This is a genomic window from Pectobacterium carotovorum (assembly GCF_900129615.1).
Taxonomy (GTDB): Bacteria; Pseudomonadota; Gammaproteobacteria; order Enterobacterales; family Enterobacteriaceae; genus Pectobacterium; species Pectobacterium carotovorum.
In genome coordinates, this window is sequence record NZ_FQWI01000001.1 from 299,299 (window position 1) to 318,868 (window position 19,570).

Sequence of the window (19,570 nt, forward strand, 5' to 3'; positions counted from 1 at the left end):
AAGGCGGTAATCAACAGGGCGGAGCGTCGTCAGCCAGAAATTCTCCGCCCTTTAGTCAATTGTGCTTAATCCACTCAGGCCGTTTCAATGCGGGGATAAAAATCATGATTCTCCCGCTGCATGCGTTCATAGACCTTACGCAGCACGTTATTGGCATCAGCCCGAAAATCCCTGTCGTGACCAACCAGCTGTGAAGCCGTATTCCAGCGGCGGGAAAATGCATCGTAATCTGCGGCAATGGTTTGCATTTCATTCTGGTAATGCTGGCTCATCTTCGTTAACTGCTCGTCACCGCTGCGCTGAAGTGAAGGGTAAAGCACGCGATCTTCTGCGGAAAGGTGCAGCTTGATGATTGAGCTCATGGCGACGATGGCGCGAGCGATATCCGCAGCATTTTCTGTCACGCCGGCCTTAGACAGCCGGCGCAGGGTATCAATGCTTTCAAGGATGTCGTTGTGCTGGTGTTTGAATTTATCAATGTTCATAAGCGATTCTCTGTGCAGGTATAATGCCATTTATAATACATGTATTTTAAATGCATGTTTATAGAAAAATGCCCAGAGAGAGAAAATCAGCCAGCTAACTATTAATCATTAACAGATAACTGGCCGACTGAGAGGGAGTTAATGTCCTACCGTTTGTTTACGGAAGAGTTCACGGAAGACAGGGTAAATATCATCCTGATCGCGGATATGCTGCATAGCGAAATTATCGAACGTATCGCGCAGCGTTTCATATTCGCGCCAGAGTGTCTGGTGTGAACGCCGGGTGATTTCAATGTAGCTATAGTAACGGACCATCGGCAGAAGCTGATTCGCCAGAATCTGGTGACACAGCGGGGAGTCATCAGCCCAGTTATCACCATCCGAGGCCTGTGCCGCGTAGATATTCCACTGCGACGGATCGTAACGCTCGCGAACCACTTCCTCCATCAGCTTTAATGCACTGGAGACAATGGTGCCGCCGGTTTCCTGAGAGTAGAAGAACTCCTGTTCATCGACCTCTTTCGCCTGCGTATGGTGGCGAATGTAGACGACGTCGACGTTTTTATAATTTCTGCTGAGGAACAGATACAGCAGAATATAAAAGCGCTTCGCCATGTCTTTCGTCGCCTGATCCATCGAGCCGGACACATCCATCAAACAGAACATCACGGCCTGGCTCGACGGCTCGGCCCGGCGCTCGTAGTTCCTGTAGCGCAGGTCAAACGTATCGATAAAAGGCACGCGGGCGATTTTCTGGCGCAGTTCGGTAATTTCCTGCCGCAGCCGTTCCTCTTCCAGCAATTGTGCAGGTTCGGTATGCGCCAGCTGCTCCAGTGACTCTTCCAGCTCATGCAGCGTGCGCCGTTTACCCGCTGTCATCGCCATACGGCGTGCCAGCGAGTTTTGCAGCGAGCGCACCACGCTGATATTGGCAGGAACACCGTTAGCGGTGTACCCGGCGCGGTGCGTTTTGTACTCGGTCATCTGCCGATGCTGGGTCTTCTTCAGATTTGGCAGCGCCAGATCTTCAAACAGCAGGTCCAGATATTCGTCTTTGGAGATTTGAAAGACAAATTCATCCTCGCCTTCGCCATCTTTACTGGCATCCCCCTGACCGGAACCACCGCCGCCACCTCCTTGTGGCCGCTCGATTTTGTCGTTCTGTACAAAGTGATCGTTGCCCGGGTGGACGCGGTGGCGGCGTCCTCCACGGCCCTGATGGAACATCGGTTCGTTGATGTCTGCATTGGGGATCGAGACGGACTCCCCGCTTTCGATGTCGGTCACCGAACGCTTATTAATGGCCTCGGAAATCGACTGTTTTATTTGCGACTTATAGCGGCGCAGAAAGCGTTGGCGGTTCACCGTGCTTTTGTTTTTGCCGTTCAGTCGTCGGTCAATAAAATAGGCCATGTTTCCCCCAAACGCTGTTGCCAGCATCGTGCGTCATTATGATGACTTCCTCACCCGCAGATACCATTCGCACAGCAAACGCACCTGTTTCCGGGTGTAGCCTTTCTCCATCATGCGATCGACGAAATCATCATGTTTTTTCTGTTCATCCGTTGAGGTTTTGGTATTAAACGAAATCACAGGCAGCAGCTCTTCCGTATTGGAGAACATCTTCTTCTCAATGACCGTGCGCAGCTTCTCGTAACTGGTCCAGTTTGGATTCCGGCCGCTGTTGCTGGCACGGGCGCGCAGGACAAAGTTGACGATCTCGTTACGGAAGTCTTTAGGGTTGCTGATGCCCGCAGGCTTCTCGATTTTTTCCAGCTCGGCGTTTAACGATTCGCGGTCAAACAGCTGGCCAGTATCTGGATCACGGTACTCCTGATCCTGAATCCAGAAATCCGCATAGGTAACATAACGGTCAAAAATGTTCTGGCCGTATTCGGAATAGGATTCGAGATAGGCGGTCTGGATCTCTTTACCGATAAATTCAGCGTACTTCGGTGTGAGATAGCCTTTCAGGTGCTCCAGATACTTCTCTGCAAGCTCCTGCGGGAACTGCTCGCGCTCGATCTGCTGCTCCAGCACGTAGAACAGGTGTACTGGGTTGGCCGCGACTTCGCTGTGATCGAAGTTAAAGACGCGCGACAGAATCTTGAACGCAAAGCGGGTCGACAGGCCGTTCATTCCCTCATCGACGCCTGCATAGTCGCGATACTCCTGATAGGACTTCGCCTTCGGATCGGTATCTTTCAGGCTTTCCCCGTCGTACACCCGCATCTTGGAGTAGATGCTGGAGTTTTCCGGATCTTTCAGGCGTGACAGAATGGAGAAACGGGCCAGCGTTTCCAGCGTGCCGGGCGCACAAGGGGCATGCGTCAGCTCGCTGTGATCCAGCAATTTGTCGTAGATTTTGACCTCTTCGGATACGCGCAGGCAGTACGGCACCTTCACGATATACACGCGGTCAAGAAACGCTTCATTGTTCTTGTTGTTACGGAATTGCACCCACTCAGATTCATTGGAGTGCGCCAGAATAATCCCGTTGAACGGCAGGGCGGCAATGCCTTCCGTCCCGTTATAGTTGCCTTCCTGTGTTGCGGTCAGCAGTGGATGGAGCACCTTGATTGGCGCTTTGAACATTTCGACGAACTCCATAATGCCCTGGTTCGCGCGGCACAGTGCACCGGAGTAGCCGTAGGCATCGGGATCGTTCTGGGCAAAATGTTCCAGCTTGCGGATATCGACTTTACCGACCAGTGCTGAAATATCCTGATTATTCTCATCACCGGGCTCGGTCTTCGCGATCCCAATTTGCGCCAGAATTGATGGCCACACTTTGACAACTCTGAACTTGGTAATGTCGCCGCCAAATTCCTGAAGGCGCTTGGCTGCCCACGGTGACATGATGGTGCCGAGGTAGCGCCGTGGGATGGCATACTCTTTCTCAAGTATCGCGGCATCTTCCTGCGGGTTGAACAGGCAGAGCGGGTGGTCATTCACCGGGCTGCGTTCGCCGTTGGCGCTGAGGATGTAAATCGGTACGCGCTGCATTAGCGCTTTCAGGCGTTCGGCCAGAGAGGATTTCCCGCCGCCGACCGGCCCCAACAGATACAGAATCTGTTTCTTCTCTTCTAATCCCTGCGCGGCATGTTTCAGGTAAGAGACAATCTGTTCGATGGCCTCTTCCATACCGTAAAATTCTTCAAAAGCAGGGTAGCGAGCAATCACCCGGTTTGAGAATAGGCGCGACATTCGTGATTCTTGGGCGGTATCCACCATTACAGGCTCACCGATAGCCGTTAACAATCGTTCAGCCGCGTTCGCATAAGCGTTGCGATCCTGCTGACAGATAGTAAGGAATTCCTGCAGAGTGAACTCTTCATCCTTGGCAGCGTCGTAGCGCTGGCGGTAGTGATCAAATATGTTCATAGCGATGCCCGTCCTTCGTCGATTAGCACAGATTAAGAGAGCGTGTGGAATATATGCCTATTAATGTATTGCCCTCCGAAAGAAGAAATCTCCTGAGTCCAGCAACCCTTATGCCAACTTGTAGCGTCAGGGCGTCGTGATTTTATTCATTCCTGCTGGTCAGGAAGACGTCACCTTCTGTATTAAAGCGTAGTTTGCATCCGTAAAATTTCCTCTAGTCCACGGACGTATTTTTAAGATATTTCAAGGACTCACTTTCAGGAAAATCCGTGTAACATTATACAGAATGGGCGTTCCGCCTTAAGGACACGGCCTATTACCGACGTTAGCGCACGTAAAACCTATCGAATATATAGGTTATTCGTTAATGTTATTTTTATATAACCTGAACGCGAACGTGTGTAATTGGCTTATCATGTTTCATGATATTTATCTGTAATAGGAAATAGAAAACTGTGAAAAAACCTCAACTATGTATGCTGGCCGCACTGGTTTCTGGTGCTGTGCTCCTGCCTTCAGCCTATGCCGCAGACGTCTCGCTGGGCCTTGGCGCTGCGGGTTCAACGTCTGTGTACCGTGGTGTTGATAATGACGTTTATCCGCTTCCTGTACTGAATTATGAAAGTGAAAGTTTTTATTTCCGCGGGCTGGGTGGTGGATACTACCTGTGGAATGACGGCGCAAATCGTTTCTCTTTAACGGCGTACTACCTGCCTTTAGGGTTTAAGCCGGGAGATAGCGACGATCTGCGTATGAAGCAGTTGGACAAACGCCGCGGCACGCTGATGGCGGGTGCGGCTTATCGTCATACTGCCGACTGGGGTGAAATTCGTACCGTGCTGGCAGGGGATACGCTGGATTACAGCAACGGCTTTGCGTGGGATACCGCTTACCTTTACCGCTTCTCAATGGGCGATCTGAGCATCACCCCGGGTATCGGCGCCACTTGGTTCAGTGAAAACATGAACCAGTATTACTACGGCGTTAGCGCACAAGAATCTGCTCGTTCCGGCTTTAACCAATATAGCCCTGGCGATGGCTGGGCTCCGTATCTTGAACTGAGTGCGGGCTATCAGATTAACCAAAGCTGGAGCGCCTGGGCCGTGGGTCGTTACACGCGTCTGTCTGACGAAATGAAAGACAGCCCGATTGTTGATAGTAACCACAGCATCTTAATGAGCGCGGGCGTCAGCTATCGCTTCTGATGTTTTTCATGAGCGCTTTTAATGCTCTTCGTAAGCATGGTGCATCTGCCGTACAATAATGGGGTGATATCACCCCATTTGCACATTTATGGTGCGCCGAATGCCATGTTAGGTTTGACGATAAACTGGTTACGTTGACGGTATAACAAGGAGGACTCGTGGCAAAAGCGATTCGTTTTCCAGATAACACTCGCGTACCGGCGATCGGTCAGGGAACGTGGTACATGGGCGAAGATGCCCGAATGAAAATGCAGGAAGTGACGGCGCTGCAAGCAGGTATCGACCTTGGGTTAACGTTGATTGATACCGCCGAAATGTATGCGGAAGGCAGGGCGGAGGACGTAGTCGGCGACGCAATCCGCGGCCGTCGTGACAGCGTTTATCTGGTATCGAAAGTGTACCCGCACAATGCGGGAGGCGAAAAAGCGATACAGGCATGTGAACGCAGCCTGAAGCGGCTGAAAACCGAGCGCATTGATCTGTATCTGCTGCACTGGCGTGGCGGCATCCCGTTAGTGGATACGATTGCCGCAATGGAACGGCTACAGCAGGCGGGCAAAATCGGCCAGTGGGGCGTGTCCAATCTCGACCTTGAGGATATGCAGGAGCTGTGGTCGCTAAATGGCGGACAGCACTGCATGACCAATCAGGTGCTTTACCATTTGGCCTCGCGCGGTATTGAATTTGATTTGTTGCCGTGGTGTCAGCAACAACAGCTTCCCGTGATGGCATATTGCCCGCTGGCGCAGGCAGGGCGCTTGCGTGAGGGATTATTCTCGCATCCGGTGGTGAACCGCATTGCGCGTGAACATAACATCACGCCTGCTCAACTTCTACTGGCGTGGGTGATTCGCCAGCCGGGCGTGCTCGCGATTCCAAAAGCCAGTTCTGTGAAGCATGTGCAGGAAAATGCGAAAGCGCTGGACGTGGTGTTGTCTGAGGACGATCTCGGGCAGTTGGATCAGGCTTTTCCACCGCCGACGCGCAAACAGCATTTGGATGTGGTGTAGCAGAAGATAAAGGATTTGCAGAAGAGGTGTATGGCGGTTTCGCTATACACCCATATAGCTACGTTATAGCCGTGGTTATTTCTTGATGCGGATAACCGCTGCCAAACGAGCCGGAGCCTTGGCGGATGCGACAAACGGTTGATTAATCCGTGCGGTTTCCACACACACGAACGTCTTATATCCCTCATCGGTCATATCGCTAATCGTACGAGACAGCTCTGCACCGGGGTTCCATGACACCACATCGCTATGGTGCGTATGGTGTACTTCGATAGCGCGTTTCAGTACCGCATCATGTACCACGCTGGTGTCTTGCGGTTGGGTATAAATACGGTCTGTACGGTCGGTAAAGACTAAATCGCCTTGCTGCGTTGCCAGCTTGCCCTGATCCACTTTATCGATGAATGATTCACCCAGACCGGCAATGCGAATATCGCTGATGTCGCCGATGTTGAAATAGGTGTGCAGCGCGCTGGTGATGCTGTAATCGCCATGCGCTTCCAGCTCAATGCCGCACTCTTTACCCAGTTTAAAGCGAGCGATGAGTGTGAATTCATGCGGCCAGCTCTTACGCGTTTCTTCATTGTCTCGCAGCGTGAATGTGAGCTGCACACCGTGCTCATCTTCGCTGTGAGCGGTAAATTCCCACGGCAGCAGACGGGCAAAACCGTGGTTAGGATCGGCGAAAGGGCCAAACCAAGGGAAACAAATCGGTACACCGCCGCGAATCGCAACGTGATGAGTAAAAGGCGTATTGTCGCTCAACCAGAGCACGGGCTCTTCGTTTGTCGGCTGCCAACTGAGTAGGTGCGCCCCTTGCAATGCGACCGCTGCGCGCACTTCTGGATGATCAACGACGATGATAGGTAGTTGGTCCAGCTGACGCTCGCTGAGGGTTGCGCTAATTTGCTTAGTGGCGGGGAGTGAGAAAATTGTGTTATGCATGATAGTGCCTTTTTTTGATTGTTTTTCGTGGTAAAAAGAAATCTGCAATTAACAATAAAAAAGGGCGACATTACGTCGCCCTTTTTTCACAGAATCATCGCTGACGCTTATTTAGAGATGTGAGCGATCAGATCCAGAACTTTGTTTGAGTAACCTGTTTCGTTGTCGTACCAGGAAACCAGTTTCACAAAGTTATCGCTCAGTGCGATACCGGCTTTAGCATCGAATACAGAAGTCAGTTTTTCACCGTTGAAATCGGTAGAAACAACTTCGTCTTCGGTGTAACCCAGAACGCCTTTCAGCTCGCCTTCAGAAGCGGCTTTGATGGCTGCACAGATTTCTTTGTAAGACGCTGGTTTTTCCAGACGTGCAGTCAGGTCAACAACAGAAACGTTCGGGGTAGGAACGCGGAACGCCATACCAGTCAGTTTGCCGTTCAGCTCAGGAATCACTTTACCTACTGCTTTAGCAGCACCGGTAGAAGATGGGATGATGTTCTGTGCTGCGCCGCGGCCGCCGCGCCAGTCTTTGTGAGACGGGCCATCAACCGTTTTCTGCGTTGCAGTGGTTGCGTGAACGGTGGTCATCAGTGCTTCAACGATACCGAAGTTGTCGTTGATAACTTTTGCCAGCGGTGCCAGGCAGTTGGTGGTGCAAGATGCGTTAGAAACGATTTCCTGACCAGCGTAAGTTTTGTGGTTTACGCCCATAACGAACATCGGGGTGTCATCTTTAGATGGACCAGTCAGAACGACTTTCTTCGCACCAGCAGCGATGTGTTTACGTGCAGTGTCGTCAGTCAGGAACAGGCCAGTTGCTTCAGCAACAACGTCCACGTTGACTTCGTTCCATTTCAGGTTTGCAGGATCGCGCTCTGCGGTAACACGAATGGTTTTGCCGTTAACAACCAGGTGGCCATCTTTAACTTCAACGGTGCCGTCGAAACGACCATGAGTTGAGTCGTACTTCAGCATATACGCCATGTACTCAGCATCTAACAGGTCGTTGATTGCAACGATCTCGATGTCAGAACGCTCTTGTGCAGCGCGAAAAACAATACGGCCGATACGGCCAAAACCGTTGATACCTACTTTGATAGTCATATATTCCACCAGCTATTGGTTTGTGAATAAAAGGTTGGTTGTAAAATTACAAAAACCTTGCTGAGCGTCAAGCGGAATCGTGTCAATAGTTGCTGTAAGTCAAACCTATGACCAAACTTTGTGCGAAAACCGCTCGACCCTGTAACTAAGTAACATCTAAGACTGATATGAGGGCGGAATGCATCATATAAAGCCTGTGTTGTCTCAATATGTGATGTGCATCACAATTAAATATTCATGCTAATAACATTCCTAATATTAGGCCAGAACGGCCTGTTAGGTTGTTAATTTTTTGTTATAATCAATGATTAATTGAATTGATAACACCCGCTGTGAGACTTCCAATGACTAACGACTCTGCTTCGCGTACCCCGTCCGACAACACTGAATTGACAGAGATGCAGCGCTATGTCACCCAGCAACGCGGTACGGAGCCTGCGTTCTCAGGCAAATTGTTGCATAACAAGCGCACTGGCGCTTATCACTGCCTGTGCTGTCAGGCTCCGCTGTTTTATTCCGACAGCAAATATGACTCTGGCTGTGGCTGGCCGAGCTTCGATCAGCCTGTTTCCTCAGAAGCGATTCGCTATCTGGAAGATGATTCACACAATATGCGCCGCATCGAGATCCGCTGCGGGCAGTGTGATGCGCATCTGGGGCACGTTTTCCCTGATGGCCCGAAAACCACGGGAGAACGCTACTGCGTGAATTCGGCTTCACTGAGTTTCATCGACGACGTTGATGGCGAACGCGTTGACGGGTAATCTGTTTGCTATAGGTGCGACGGCGATAAGCTAGATGATATCTTGCTTTAAACGATTCAGCTACTAAAAACGCTGTTAGCACAAGAACTCAGTAAGAATAAACCTGATCTTTCTCGGAGCAGAAACCGGATATGGAACTCAATGATCTGATCGACGCCATGACGCCAGAAATTTACCAACGGTTAGTCACGGCGGTGGAGTTAGGCAAATGGCCAGACGGTGTCGCGTTGACGGCTGAACAGAAAGAAAACTGCCTGCAAATGGTAATGATGTGGCAGGCTCGCCATAATGAGCAGGCTGAGCACATGACGATTGGCACTGATGGCGAAATCGTGATGAAGAGCAAGCAGGAGCTGAAGCGCGAGTTTAACATCGCTGACGCCATTATTACGCTGAAACCCAACGCGTAATGTGTGAGCAGGCAGCCTCATTGGCTGCCGCTATTTTCAGTTGTCAGTCGCGCTAACGGGCAGAAGACAACGTAGCAAGAAACTGTGTCATATCCGTCAGTATCGCGCCACGTTGCGCCATTTCCCGTAACGCAGATTCGCTGTCATCAGGCGAAAGATTCACGCCACGACAGCCCTCCACCAGGACTTCGGTGTGGTAGCCCAGCGCAATGGCATCCAATACGCTGAACTTGACGCAATAATCTGTTGCCAGCCCCAGAATCGTCAAATGGGTGATGTGATTAGCGTGTAGCCACGCATCCAATTCGGTTTTAATCCGATGCCCATTATCGAAAAAAGCGCTATAGCTATCGATCTCCGGCTGCGTCCCTTTTTGTACGATCCACTGAATGGCCGACTGATTAAGCGCTGGATGAAAATCAGCCCCGGTGGTTCCCTGCACACAGTGAACCGGCCACCAGATCTGCGGCCATCCGTTTAATTCACCGAGTTCTCCAACCTTGGTATTCGCATTAACCGCAAAGCTGCCGTGATTAGCCGGATGCCAATCCTGACTGGCAATCACCGTAACGCCAGCGTCCAGACAAGCCTCAATAGCACGATTGGCAACATCAATGACGCAGTCGCCTTCGTTAACAGCCAATGCGCCGCCGGGGCAAAAATCATTTTGCAAATCAACTAATAGCAATGCTTTTTTCATTATCTACTCCGTGATTAACTCAATCTTTATCGCTTAATTCCCCATGCAGGTTCTGCTGCATCAACTGGCGGATTTCATCGGCACTTAAGTCTTGCTGGCTCAATAAGTAATGCAGCTTGGTCAAGGCGGCTTCGACTGTCATATCAAAGCCACTGATGACGCCCGCATGCGCCAGCGCATTGCCCGTCGCATAGCCGCCCATGTTCACGCGTCCGGAAATGCACTGCGTCAGGTTGACGACCACAATGCCGCGAGCGGAGGCTTCACGTAGCTCGTGCAGCAGCCCGGGGCTTTGCGGCGCGTTGCCAACGCCGTAGGAGCGCAGGATGAGCGCTTTTACTGGCTGGCGGAGGAAATTGCTGATGACATCGGCAGAAATGCCAGGATAAATCGTAATCACCCCGATAGGCTGTGGCGTAATGTGATGCACTTTGAGCGGCGGACAGTTGCTACATTCCACAGTCGGTGCCAGCCGACGAATATGGATACCGGCTTCCAGCAGCGGCGGATAGTTGGGGGAGGCGAAGGCATCAAAGCCGTCCGCGTGGGCTTTGGTGGTGCGGTTACCGCGCAGCAGTTTGTTATTGAAGAAGAGGGCGACTTCATTAATCGGATGATTAGCGGCAACGTATAGCGCGTTCAGCAGGTTGGTTTGGCCGTCCGAGCGCAATTCCGCCAACGGAATTTGTGACCCTGTCACGATAACCGGCTTGGCAAGATTTTCCAGCATAAATGAGAGCGCAGATGCGGTGAACGCCATCGTGTCAGTACCATGCAGAATCACGAAACCGTCATAATCATCGTAGTGGTTTTGAATATCGTCCGCGATGGATTGCCAATCCGCTGGCGTCATGTCAGACGAATCGATTAGCGGGTCATATTCATGAATCGTGAACGATGGCATTTCTTCGCGGTGGAATTCCGGCATTTTTGCCAACTGCTGCTGTAAATGGCCGGATACTGGTACATAGCCATTAGCAGAGCGCTGCATACCGATGGTGCCGCCCGTATAGGCGACATAAATGGATTTCTTTCGCATGGTGGTGTGAGTCAGGATTAAACCGAGAATTATAGAGGGAAAAACAGCCCGGTAATACTATCATAAGCAATGACTATTACCGGGCTATACCCGTCATACTTCAAGCTGCTTGTGCGTTGGCTTCCCTTACTCACCCCAGTCACTTACTGGTGTAAGCTCCTGAGGGTTCGTTCGGTTGCCGCCTTCACGCAACTCGAATTATTTAGGGTACATATGGGCGGCTACTGTAAACGCTACCGGACTTCTCCGCAGGTGAGGCAAAATGCGTAACGGTTCTGCGGGTCGTTCAGGTTATTCATGATGGACGGCTGTGACTGCATGGCTTCCGCTAGTTGTGCGACCGGTGCTGGCAGCATAGACTGGACGGCAACGGGCAGCAGGGCATAAACGGAAGCGTTCACCTGATTCAGCATCGTGTCGAGCAAACCTGGCTGTTCGGCATACCAGTTCAACTGATACTGTCCCAGTTTTGCCAGCTCGGCTGCTTTCTTCACGGCGTCATCAAAATCACCGATCTGATCGACTAACCCGTTTTCTTTCGCGTCGCTACCGACCCAGACGTGACCTTGTGCGATCTGATCGATCTGCTCTGGCGTTTTCTTACGTGCCTGCGCCACGATATCGATGAAGTTCTTATAACCGCGTTCGATACTCAGCTGCATCATCTGCGAGAATTCAGGCGGCAGCGATTTCGTAATTGACAGATCGGCGAGCGGAGAAGTGGCAACGCCATCCGTGTGGACGCCAAGGCTTTCCAGCGAATCCTCGAACGTGGTAATCACGCCAAAAATACCGATAGAACCAGTCAGAGTACTGGCGCTGGAGATGATTGCGTTCGCTGGTGTTGAGATCCAGTAGCCGCCCGATGCTGCCATACCGCCCATAGATACCACGATCGGTTTACCTGCCAAACGGAGTGCCATCAGTTCTGAGCGAATCAGCTCTGACGCAGTGACGCTACCGCCGGGGCTATTGACGCGCAGTACCAGCGCTTTGACTTTAGGATCGAGGCGCGCGGCGCGAATTTGTGCTGCCGTGGTATCGCCGCCGACCATTCCCGGCGTTTCCGGACCGTCAATGATTGCCCCATTAGCAAACACCACCGCGATCTGGCTGTTGTTTTGCACTGGCGGTTTGATGGCGTAGTCGTAAATGCTGATGAAATTAAAGTTGTTCTTCTGGCTATTCCAGCCGAACGCTTTAACCAGCGATTGCTCGGTCACGGAACGTGATGCCACTTCATCGACCAGCTTGTTATCCAGCGCATAGCGTGCTGTATCGCCCTGAACGGCCTGCAAGCCTGCAATGATGCTGGTTGCGCCCGGGAAGAGCTGCTGAGGTGTAATCTGGCGGTTAGCAGAAACGGTATTTAAATACTGCTGCCACAGGGCGTTGATCCAACGGCCATCGGCATCGCGCGCAGCAGGTGACATATCGTCACGCAGATACGGCTCAACGGCTGACTTATAGGTTCCCACACGGAAGATATTGGTGGTCACTTTCAGCTTGTCCAGCATGGACTTGAAGTAGAGATTGTTGGTCGCGAAACCGTGTAGATCAACACTGCCTTGTGGCGTCAATGACACCGTATTGGCAAAACTGGCCAAATAGTATTGAGACTGGTTGTAGCTGTCGCCGACCGCATAAATAGGCTTGCCGCTATCGCGGAATTCGCGCAGCGCTTTACCGATGTATTGCAGAGACGGTTGGTCGGCACCGGTAAAGTCGCTGAGATCCAGCACCATGCCCGTGATGTTGTCGTCACTCTTTGCCTGACGAATACTGTCGACGATATCGAACAGTGAGTTCTCCTGGCGACGGTTGTTCGATGCGCCGAAGAATTCGCGTCCTAGTTGACGCAGTTTATTGTTAACGGTGGGTTGATCAACGACCACGCCCGTCAGATCGACCAACAGCGCACCTTTCGTGGTCTCTTCCGGCGTCGTTTTTACCTGTGAGTAGATCCCAACACCCACTAAAATCAGAGCAATAAGGAAAATATTGAGAATAAATTCTCTGATAAAATTAAGCAGACGCCATGTCCACTTAAAAAATCCGCTAAAAATTCGCCACAATGTGCGCATGATATCTCCATGAACGGGTAAACAGCGTGTGCCCTACGTCCTTCAACTCGCCCTCTGGCAAGTGATGAAGCACAAGGAGTGATAGTATCCTAATGAGCGGACAGTAAAAAGTCAGCATTAAATCGCCGCAGAAGCGCGCCCTGTCAGGGTTATCTTGTAACAAAACTTCTACTTGTGCTAACGTGGCGCGCAACGTTGCCGTACAGTCATTTCTACTGTAGAAGTGGCTTGCCGTAGAACTGAATTGTACCGCAGAAATTATATTGCCAGACAGGAGATGTGCGATGGATGCTCTTGAATTGCTATTGAATCGTCGTTCGGCCTCGCGCCTGACCGCACCAGCACCGACGGGTGACGCATTGAATAACATTATCCACGCTGGTATGCGTGCGCCGGATCATGGTGCGATGCAGCCGTGGCGCTTTTTTATGATCGAAAATGACGGTCTGGATCGTTTTAGTTCGCTACTGACCCGTGCGGCGCAGCAGGAAGGGTTGGATGAAGCAGGTATTGATAAAGCGCGTCAGGCGCCTTATCGTGCGCCGCTGATTATCACCGTTGTTGCCCATTGCGAAGAGAACCCGAAAGTCCCGCTGTGGGAGCAAATTGTCTCCGCAGGCTGTGCGGTTCAGGCCATGCAGATGGCGGCATTGGCGCAGGGCTTTAACGGCATCTGGCGTAGCGGTGCCTGGACGCACAATGCTTTGGTGCGCGAAGCGTTCAACTGCCGTGAGCAGGATGAAATTGTCGGTTTCCTCTATCTGGGGACTCCACAGCTCAAAGCCTCGACGACAGTCACGCCGCTTGATACCGACGCGTTTGTTCACTACTTCTGATCGTCATCTCTTGAATAATATCGATTTCCACCCCGTTTTACAGCGTGCTTTCCCGCGAGTTGCGCGGGAAATGCCCAGTCTGCTTGATGGTGAATAATGCGACTTTTTATTGCCGAAAAGCCCAGCCTTGCGCGGGCGATTGCAGACGTGTTACCCAAACCGCATCGACGCGGCGATGGCTTTATTGCCTGCGGCCAGAATGATGTTGTGACGTGGTGCGTGGGACACCTGCTGGAGCAGGCGCAACCGGATGTTTATGATGCGCGCTATGCTCGCTGGTCGCTCACCGATCTCCCTATCATTCCCCAGAAATGGCTGTTGCAGCCGCGACCCTCGGTCAGTAAGCAGCTCAACACCATAAAAAAGCTCCTGAATGACGCCACCGAAGTGATTCATGCGGGAGACCCCGATCGTGAAGGACAACTGCTGGTGGATGAGGTACTGGAATACCTTTCCCTGCCGGAAGAAAAACGCCAGCAGGTACATCGTTGCCTGGTTAACGATCTCAATCCACAGGCGGTAGAACGTGCCGTTTCTCGTCTTCGTGAGAACCGAGAATTTATCCCCCTGTGTGTGTCGGCGCTGGCGCGTTCCCGAGCGGACTGGTTGTACGGTATTAACATGACCCGCGCCTATACGATATTAGGGCGCAATGCGGGCTATGACGGCGTGCTGTCGGTTGGCCGCGTGCAGACACCGGTGCTGGGACTGGTGGTGCGACGAGATGAAGAGATAGAAAACTTCGTTTCCAAAGATTATTTTGAAGTGAAAGCCCATATCGTAACGCCTGCCGATGAGCGTTTTGTCGCGCTATGGCAGCCCAGCGAATCCTGCGAACCTTATCAGGATGAAGAAGGGCGCTTATTGCATCGTTCGCTGGCGGATCATGTCGTCAAGCGTATCGAAGGCCAGCCCGCATTTGTCACCAGCTATAATGATAAACGGGAATCAGAAACCGCACCGCTGCCTTATTCGCTGTCGACGTTACAGATCGAAGCTGCGAAGCGTTTCGGGCTTAGCGCACAGCAGGTGCTGGACGTGTGCCAGAAGCTCTATGAAACCCATAAGCTGATTACGTACCCGCGTTCCGACTGTCGCTATTTGCCAGAGGAGCATTTTGCTGGACGTCATGCCGTCTTGAATGCCATATCCGTACACCAGCCAGACCTGTTGCCACAGCCGGTTATGGATGTGGATCGGCGTAACCGCTGCTGGGACGATGGTAAGGTCGATGCTCACCATGCGATTATTCCTACCGCCCGCAGTGCAAGTGCCTCGCTGACGGAGAATGAGCGCAAGGTGTATGGTTTAGTCGCGCGGCAGTACATCATGCAGTTCTGCCCAGACACCGTGTTTCGCAAGTGCGTCATTGAACTGGATATCGCGGGCGGTAAATTTATTGCCAAAGCGCGATTCCTGGCCGAAGCCGGGTGGCGCACGTTGTTAGGCGGCAAAGAGCGGGACGAAGAAAACGAAGGCATGCCGTTGCCCGTAGTGGCAAAAGGTGATGAATTACTGTGTGAACGCGGTGAGGTCGTTGAGCGCCAAACACAGCCACCGCGGCCGTTTACCGATGCCACATTGTTATCGGCGATGACGGGTATCGCGCGTTTTGTGCAGGACAAAGAACTAAAGAAAATCCTGCGGGCGACCGATGGGTTAGGAACCGAAGCGACGCGCGCGGGTATTATCGAGTTATTGTTTAAACGGACATTCTTGTTTAAGAAAGCTCGCTATATTCACGCGAGTGAAGCGGGGCGGGCGTTAATTCACTCACTGCCTGCGAGCGCGGCGCATCCTGACATGACCGCACATTGGGAAGCCACGTTGACGCAAATTAGCGAGAAAAAATGTCGCTATCAGGATTTTATGCAACCGCTGACGAACTCCTTGCAGGAGTTGATCCAGCAAGCGAAACAAAACGGTGCGGTGAGGGCGTTTAAAGGGCTTTCTGCACCGCCGTCGGGTGCATCAAAACGGCGCAAGCCTCAGACTAAAAAAGCGAAGGAGCAGGAGCAATGAAATCGTTAGTGTCTTTGTGTGTCGCCAGTGTGATGCTAGTGCTGCCCACGCTGGCGCAGGCTAATCGTGGCGGAACAGATATTGTTGTTCCCGTTCCACCGGAAGTGTGGGGAGCAGGGACGGCGGTGCGTGAGCAAAATAACAACTGCCTGCGCTGCTGCGTGTATGAAAACAGGAACTATTCTGAAGGCGCGGTAGTAAAGGTCGAAGGAGTGATTCTGCAATGCGTGCGAGACAAGCAAACGCTGGGAACGAATAACCTGATATGGCAGTTGGTTAAGCAATAACCGTGCGTTAAAAAGCACTACGACTAATACTTCTACGAATTTTAATCACCGCTGTGGCTTTGATGCACAGCGGTGATGTTATTTTTACTGCGTACTATCTCTACAGCGAAAATTTCTACAACGAAAACTGCGCCCAGATCGGTGCATGGTCGGACGGTTTTTCCATCCCTCGAATATCGTAATCAATACCGGTAGCGACGCAGCGTTCGGCCAGGAACGTACTGGCAAGAATCAGGTCAATACGCAGGCCACGGTTGTCATCGAACCCGGCAGAACGGTAGTCAAACCACGAAAAACGATCGTTGCTGTCTGGATTCGCGGCACGGAAGGTGTCGATAAGCCCCCAGCCTTGCAAACGCGCCATCCATTCGCGCTCTTCCGGCAGGAAAGAACATTTACCAGTACGCAACCAGCGCTTACGGTTCTCTTCGCCGATGCCGATATCCAGATCGGTGGGGCTGATATTGACATCACCCATCACAATCAGCGGTTGTGTTGCACTATGGTGCTGTTCCAGATAGGTTTGCAGATCCTGATAGAAGCGCGTCTTGGCGGGGAATTTCACCGGGTGGTCGCGGCTTTCTCCCTGCGGAAAATAGCCGTTAACGACAGTGAGTGTGCCGTGCTCGGTGGCAAAATCTGCCATGATGATCCGGCGCTGTGCATCGTCTTCATCCGTTGGGAAACCGCGACGAACCGCAATGGGCTGCTCTTTACACAGGAGTGCGACGCCGTAGTGACCTTTTTGTCCGTGATAATAAACGTGGTAGCCGTACTGGCTGACATCCTCTAACGGAAACATGTCATCGTGGACTTTCGTTTCCTGCAACCCGATCACATCCGGCTGGTGTTGTTCGATAATGGCGGCCAACTGATGAGGGCGCGCCCGCAGGCCATTGATATTAAAAGATACAACTTTCATGTTCGCTGCCATTCGCTAAAAAATGTGACCAGATGGTAGCAGAAAATGGGGCATGGCGTCACGGCGAGGCTACGCTTTCGAATGGGGTTACTGGGCTTATTGCTGTGGCTTCAGAGACGGTTGGCGCAGATGAGAATCGTTAAAAATAAGATTCACTTATATTCAGTTGAACATGAGGCTTGTCGACCGCTATACTCCGCACCTCGCAGGAGAGAGGGCGCATACCCGTCATTATTTAGGGTATAAAATGACGCTCCGCCGAAGGCGCAAACTCCCATAATCGCTCAGGCTACCCTAACTGCGAATTCCATTGAAGCCAACTGGAGAGAGGTTGCCATGCAACCCACCGAAGGGGCAAGCAGCACTGCTGCGTAAACTCTCAGGTAAAGCGGACAGAGGGAGTGGCACATTTCACAGGATAACTTGTGTGCTGACTTACATCTATCTGATCGCGATTACGGCAGAGGGGATGTCCGGGGCGCTGGCCGCTGGACGTCGTAATATGGATATTTTTGGGGTAGGCATGATTGCCTTCATCACCGCGCTTGGCGGTGGCACCGTTCGCGATATTCTCCTTGGTAATTATCCCATCGGCTGGACGCAGCATCCCGGCTATATCTACCTCACCATTGGTGCGGGTCTTTTCACGATTATCATTGCGCGCTTCATGCACCATTTGCACCGACTCTTTCTGGTGCTGGATGCGATGGGACTGATTGCCTTTACGGTCATTGGTTGTAACGTCGCACTGCAACTGAATTATTCAACGACGGTGGTGGTTATGGCGGGTATCGTAACCGGGATTTTCGGTGGGATATTGCGTGATATTTTCTGTAACCGTACGCCAATGGTGCTGAAAAAAGAGCTGTACGCCAGCGTCTCACTTTTAGTCGCACTTCTCTATCTTGGGTTAAAGTCGCTTAACGTTAATCACGATATTAACCTGCTGGCGTCATTCAGCATCGGTTTGGCCGTGCGTCTGGCGGCCATTCGCTGGTCGTGGCAACTCCCGGTGTTTTCTTATGTTCCGGGACGCTGGAAAGGGAAGGCGTAAGGTTATCTTTCCCCATTCCATACAATTACGCTGATTATTGGTGCGAGTGGCAGTGGGGAAATAACGCTATGCGTTGCCGAACCCTGGTCGAAGGTTCTCACCTTCCCCTAATGGGAATCTAGTACTTTGGCGTTGGGATTTAATTCAGAAGTGTTGCTTTGAAATGGTGGTGGGGGAAGGATTCGAACCTTCGAAGTCTGTGACGGCAGATTTACAGTCTGCTCCCTTTGGCCGCTCGGGAACCCCACCACTGGCCTTGCTGCAAGACGCTTTCGCTTCAAGCGGGGCGCATCATATCAAATGACGCGCCCCTGTAAAGCGGTATATATCAAAAATAAATGCGGTTGCCGTTTTTTTATTCCGTTCGGCGCATCCTTATACAAAAAGATGGCCGATCAACCAATTACAGAATAATGGTGCGGTTACCGTAGACAAAAACACGCTGTCCGAGCACGCGGTACAGCGCACGACTCAGGACATTTTTCTCAACGTCTCGGCCGGCACGCATCATGTCGTCGCCCGAATAAGTATGGTCGACATGAATAACGTCCTGCATGATGATCGGACCTTCATCCAGATTATCGTTGACGTAGTGTGCCGTCGCACCAATGATTTTTACACCGCGCTCGTAAGCCTGATGGTACGGGCGAGCACCGATAAAAGCGGGTAAGAACGAATGGTGAATGTTGATCACCTGATTCGGGTAGTGCTGAACAAAGGCCGGTGTCAGCACTCGCATATATTTCGCCAGCACGACGTAATCAGGTTTGTATTGGTCGATCTGCGCGATCATCTTTTGATCGTGCTCTTCGCGAGTCAGTCCTTCATGGCTGACCAGATGGAAAGGAATATCAAACCGCTCGACCAGCGTCTGTAAGGTATCGTGGTTGCCGATGACGGCAGAGATTTCGACATCCAAACCACCGTAGGCGCTTTTCATCAACAGATCGCCCAAACAGTGGGCCTCTTTCGTCACCAGAACGACGATGCGACGACGGCCAGCTGCGGTTAATTCGCGAGAAGATCCTTCGGGAAGCGCGCTATCCAGATCGGCTAACAGCGTGGTGTCGTTGAAAATCCCTTCCAACTCGGTCCGCATGAAAAAGCGGCCAGTGCGATGATCGACAAACTCATTGTTTTGCACGATGTTCAGTTCGTGCTTATAACAAATATTCGTAATTTTCGCGATGAGCCCTTTTGCGTCGGGGCAAATGGTTCGTAATACTTTTCTTTGTATATTTTGGGATTGCATGAGCGTGTGGATCCTGTCCAAAAACTAAAATAACGATCTTATGGTAACGCAGCAATAAGGCCGCGTGG

18 protein-coding genes, 1 tRNA gene and 1 riboswitch are annotated in these 19,570 nt (G+C 51.7%); of the genes, 8 read left to right on the forward strand and 11 right to left on the reverse strand.

The features are described from left to right. Positions 1-74: 74 nt before the first annotated feature. The 3 genes from BUB06_RS01355 to yeaG all read right to left on the reverse strand — a co-directional run bounded on the left by BUB06_RS01355 (position 75) and on the right by yeaG (position 3,869). Complete coding sequence (locus tag BUB06_RS01355) at positions 75-485, reverse strand: hemerythrin domain-containing protein (RefSeq protein WP_039472994.1); 411 nt, start codon at positions 483-485, stop codon at positions 75-77. Positions 486-623: 138 nt separating this feature from the next. Beyond that, on the reverse strand, positions 624-1,898 hold the full coding sequence (locus BUB06_RS01360) for a YeaH/YhbH family protein (protein WP_010295252.1): 1,275 nt from the start codon (positions 1,896-1,898) through the stop codon (positions 624-626). 36 nt (positions 1,899-1,934) lie between these two features. After that, on the reverse strand, positions 1,935-3,869 hold the full coding sequence (yeaG, locus tag BUB06_RS01365; protein WP_010295250.1) for a protein kinase YeaG: 1,935 nt from the start codon (positions 3,867-3,869) through the stop codon (positions 1,935-1,937). A 455-nt stretch (positions 3,870-4,324) separates the two neighbouring features. On the opposite strand from yeaG, the gene BUB06_RS01370 reads away from it, so the two are divergent. Together BUB06_RS01370 and BUB06_RS01375 are read left to right on the forward strand one after the other, a co-directional pair. Next, positions 4,325-5,074 (forward strand): MipA/OmpV family protein, encoded by a 750-nt coding sequence (locus tag BUB06_RS01370; protein ID WP_039472997.1) that lies wholly within the window; start codon positions 4,325-4,327, stop codon positions 5,072-5,074. A gap of 158 nt (positions 5,075-5,232) precedes the next feature. After that, positions 5,233-6,084 carry an aldo/keto reductase gene (locus tag BUB06_RS01375; protein ID WP_039473002.1) on the forward strand — a complete coding sequence of 284 codons (852 nt, stop codon included), beginning with the start codon at positions 5,233-5,235 and terminating at the stop codon, positions 6,082-6,084. A 75-nt stretch (positions 6,085-6,159) separates the two neighbouring features. Here the strand turns inward: BUB06_RS01375 and BUB06_RS01380 are convergent, their stop codons facing one another. Further along, the gene (locus BUB06_RS01380) at positions 6,160-7,029 is read right to left on the reverse strand and encodes a D-hexose-6-phosphate mutarotase (RefSeq protein ID WP_039473004.1); all 870 of its coding nucleotides are present in this window, start codon (positions 7,027-7,029) and stop codon (positions 6,160-6,162) included. A 107-nt stretch (positions 7,030-7,136) separates the two neighbouring features. Beyond that, complete coding sequence (gapA, locus tag BUB06_RS01385) at positions 7,137-8,132, reverse strand: glyceraldehyde-3-phosphate dehydrogenase (RefSeq protein WP_039473006.1); 996 nt, start codon at positions 8,130-8,132, stop codon at positions 7,137-7,139. A 344-nt stretch (positions 8,133-8,476) separates the two neighbouring features. On the opposite strand from gapA, the gene msrB reads away from it, so the two are divergent. Together msrB and BUB06_RS01395 are read left to right on the forward strand one after the other, a co-directional pair. Beyond that, positions 8,477-8,896: a peptide-methionine (R)-S-oxide reductase MsrB gene (gene msrB, locus BUB06_RS01390; RefSeq protein WP_029367374.1), complete on the forward strand. Its 420-nt coding sequence runs from the start codon at positions 8,477-8,479 to the stop codon at positions 8,894-8,896. Positions 8,897-9,027: 131 nt separating this feature from the next. Then, positions 9,028-9,306, forward strand: coding sequence for a YeaC family protein (locus BUB06_RS01395; RefSeq protein ID WP_010295246.1), 279 nt, complete (start codon positions 9,028-9,030; stop codon positions 9,304-9,306). A 52-nt stretch (positions 9,307-9,358) separates the two neighbouring features. Here BUB06_RS01395 and pncA read toward each other — a convergent pair whose 3' ends face one another. From pncA to sppA, 3 genes are all read right to left on the reverse strand, one after another. After that, complete coding sequence (gene pncA, locus BUB06_RS01400) at positions 9,359-10,006, reverse strand: bifunctional nicotinamidase/pyrazinamidase (RefSeq protein WP_039473009.1); 648 nt, start codon at positions 10,004-10,006, stop codon at positions 9,359-9,361. Positions 10,007-10,025: 19 nt separating this feature from the next. Next, the gene (ansA, locus tag BUB06_RS01405) at positions 10,026-11,045 is read right to left on the reverse strand and encodes an asparaginase (protein WP_010295244.1); all 1,020 of its coding nucleotides are present in this window, start codon (positions 11,043-11,045) and stop codon (positions 10,026-10,028) included. 233 nt (positions 11,046-11,278) lie between these two features. Continuing rightward, complete coding sequence (gene sppA / locus BUB06_RS01415; protein WP_039473011.1) at positions 11,279-13,129, reverse strand: signal peptide peptidase SppA; 1,851 nt, start codon at positions 13,127-13,129, stop codon at positions 11,279-11,281. Positions 13,130-13,413: 284 nt separating this feature from the next. On the opposite strand from sppA, the gene BUB06_RS01420 reads away from it, so the two are divergent. From BUB06_RS01420 to BUB06_RS01430, 3 genes are all read left to right on the forward strand, one after another. Next, entirely contained in the window at positions 13,414-13,965 is a 552-nt protein-coding gene (locus BUB06_RS01420) for an NAD(P)H nitroreductase (protein WP_039473013.1), read from the forward strand. Between the two features lie 96 nt (positions 13,966-14,061). Then, on the forward strand, positions 14,062-15,987 hold the full coding sequence (locus BUB06_RS01425; RefSeq protein ID WP_039473015.1) for a DNA topoisomerase III: 1,926 nt from the start codon (positions 14,062-14,064) through the stop codon (positions 15,985-15,987). Continuing rightward, complete coding sequence (locus tag BUB06_RS01430; protein WP_010295238.1) at positions 15,984-16,274, forward strand: YnjH family protein; 291 nt, start codon at positions 15,984-15,986, stop codon at positions 16,272-16,274. Before BUB06_RS01425 ends, BUB06_RS01430 begins: the two co-directional genes overlap by 4 nt. Before the next feature lie 115 nt (positions 16,275-16,389). Here BUB06_RS01430 and xthA read toward each other — a convergent pair whose 3' ends face one another. Beyond that, positions 16,390-17,196 (reverse strand): exodeoxyribonuclease III, encoded by an 807-nt coding sequence (gene xthA / locus BUB06_RS01435; RefSeq protein ID WP_039473017.1) that lies wholly within the window; start codon positions 17,194-17,196, stop codon positions 16,390-16,392. A gap of 310 nt (positions 17,197-17,506) precedes the next feature. Beyond that, a riboswitch (glycine riboswitch) is annotated at positions 17,507-17,602 on the forward strand. Positions 17,603-17,623: 21 nt separating this feature from the next. Here xthA and BUB06_RS01440 point away from each other — a divergent pair. Then, positions 17,624-18,250 carry a trimeric intracellular cation channel family protein gene (locus tag BUB06_RS01440; RefSeq protein ID WP_039277547.1) on the forward strand — a complete coding sequence of 209 codons (627 nt, stop codon included), beginning with the start codon at positions 17,624-17,626 and terminating at the stop codon, positions 18,248-18,250. A 164-nt stretch (positions 18,251-18,414) separates the two neighbouring features. Here BUB06_RS01440 and BUB06_RS01445 read toward each other — a convergent pair. Together BUB06_RS01445 and purU are read right to left on the reverse strand one after the other, a co-directional pair. Next, positions 18,415-18,499 (reverse strand) — tRNA-Tyr (locus BUB06_RS01445). A gap of 154 nt (positions 18,500-18,653) precedes the next feature. After that, on the reverse strand, positions 18,654-19,502 hold the full coding sequence (gene purU, locus BUB06_RS01450; protein ID WP_010295235.1) for a formyltetrahydrofolate deformylase: 849 nt from the start codon (positions 19,500-19,502) through the stop codon (positions 18,654-18,656). Positions 19,503-19,570 lie beyond the last annotated feature (68 nt).

What these genes read in the sequence shown, in the direction of transcription:
- BUB06_RS01355 (WP_039472994.1), bottom strand. Translation starts at nt 485, where the DNA reads ATGAACATTGATAAATTCAAACACCAGCACAACGACATCCTTGAAAGC.
- BUB06_RS01360 (WP_010295252.1), bottom strand. Translation starts at nt 1,898, where the DNA reads ATGGCCTATTTTATTGACCGACGACTGAACGGCAAAAACAAAAGCACG.
- yeaG (WP_010295250.1), bottom strand. Translation starts at nt 3,869, where the DNA reads ATGAACATATTTGATCACTACCGCCAGCGCTACGACGCTGCCAAGGAT.
- BUB06_RS01380 (WP_039473004.1), bottom strand. Translation starts at nt 7,029, where the DNA reads ATGCATAACACAATTTTCTCACTCCCCGCCACTAAGCAAATTAGCGCA.
- gapA (WP_039473006.1), bottom strand. Translation starts at nt 8,132, where the DNA reads ATGACTATCAAAGTAGGTATCAACGGTTTTGGCCGTATCGGCCGTATT.
- msrB (WP_029367374.1), top strand. Translation starts at nt 8,477, where the DNA reads ATGACTAACGACTCTGCTTCGCGTACCCCGTCCGACAACACTGAATTG.
- BUB06_RS01395 (WP_010295246.1), top strand. Translation starts at nt 9,028, where the DNA reads ATGGAACTCAATGATCTGATCGACGCCATGACGCCAGAAATTTACCAA.
- pncA (WP_039473009.1), bottom strand. Translation starts at nt 10,006, where the DNA reads ATGAAAAAAGCATTGCTATTAGTTGATTTGCAAAATGATTTTTGCCCC.
- ansA (WP_010295244.1), bottom strand. Translation starts at nt 11,045, where the DNA reads ATGCGAAAGAAATCCATTTATGTCGCCTATACGGGCGGCACCATCGGT.
- sppA (WP_039473011.1), bottom strand. Translation starts at nt 13,129, where the DNA reads ATGCGCACATTGTGGCGAATTTTTAGCGGATTTTTTAAGTGGACATGG.
- BUB06_RS01420 (WP_039473013.1), top strand. Translation starts at nt 13,414, where the DNA reads ATGGATGCTCTTGAATTGCTATTGAATCGTCGTTCGGCCTCGCGCCTG.
- BUB06_RS01425 (WP_039473015.1), top strand. Translation starts at nt 14,062, where the DNA reads ATGCGACTTTTTATTGCCGAAAAGCCCAGCCTTGCGCGGGCGATTGCA.
- BUB06_RS01430 (WP_010295238.1), top strand. Translation starts at nt 15,984, where the DNA reads ATGAAATCGTTAGTGTCTTTGTGTGTCGCCAGTGTGATGCTAGTGCTG.
- xthA (WP_039473017.1), bottom strand. Translation starts at nt 17,196, where the DNA reads ATGAAAGTTGTATCTTTTAATATCAATGGCCTGCGGGCGCGCCCTCAT.
- purU (WP_010295235.1), bottom strand. Translation starts at nt 19,502, where the DNA reads ATGCAATCCCAAAATATACAAAGAAAAGTATTACGAACCATTTGCCCC.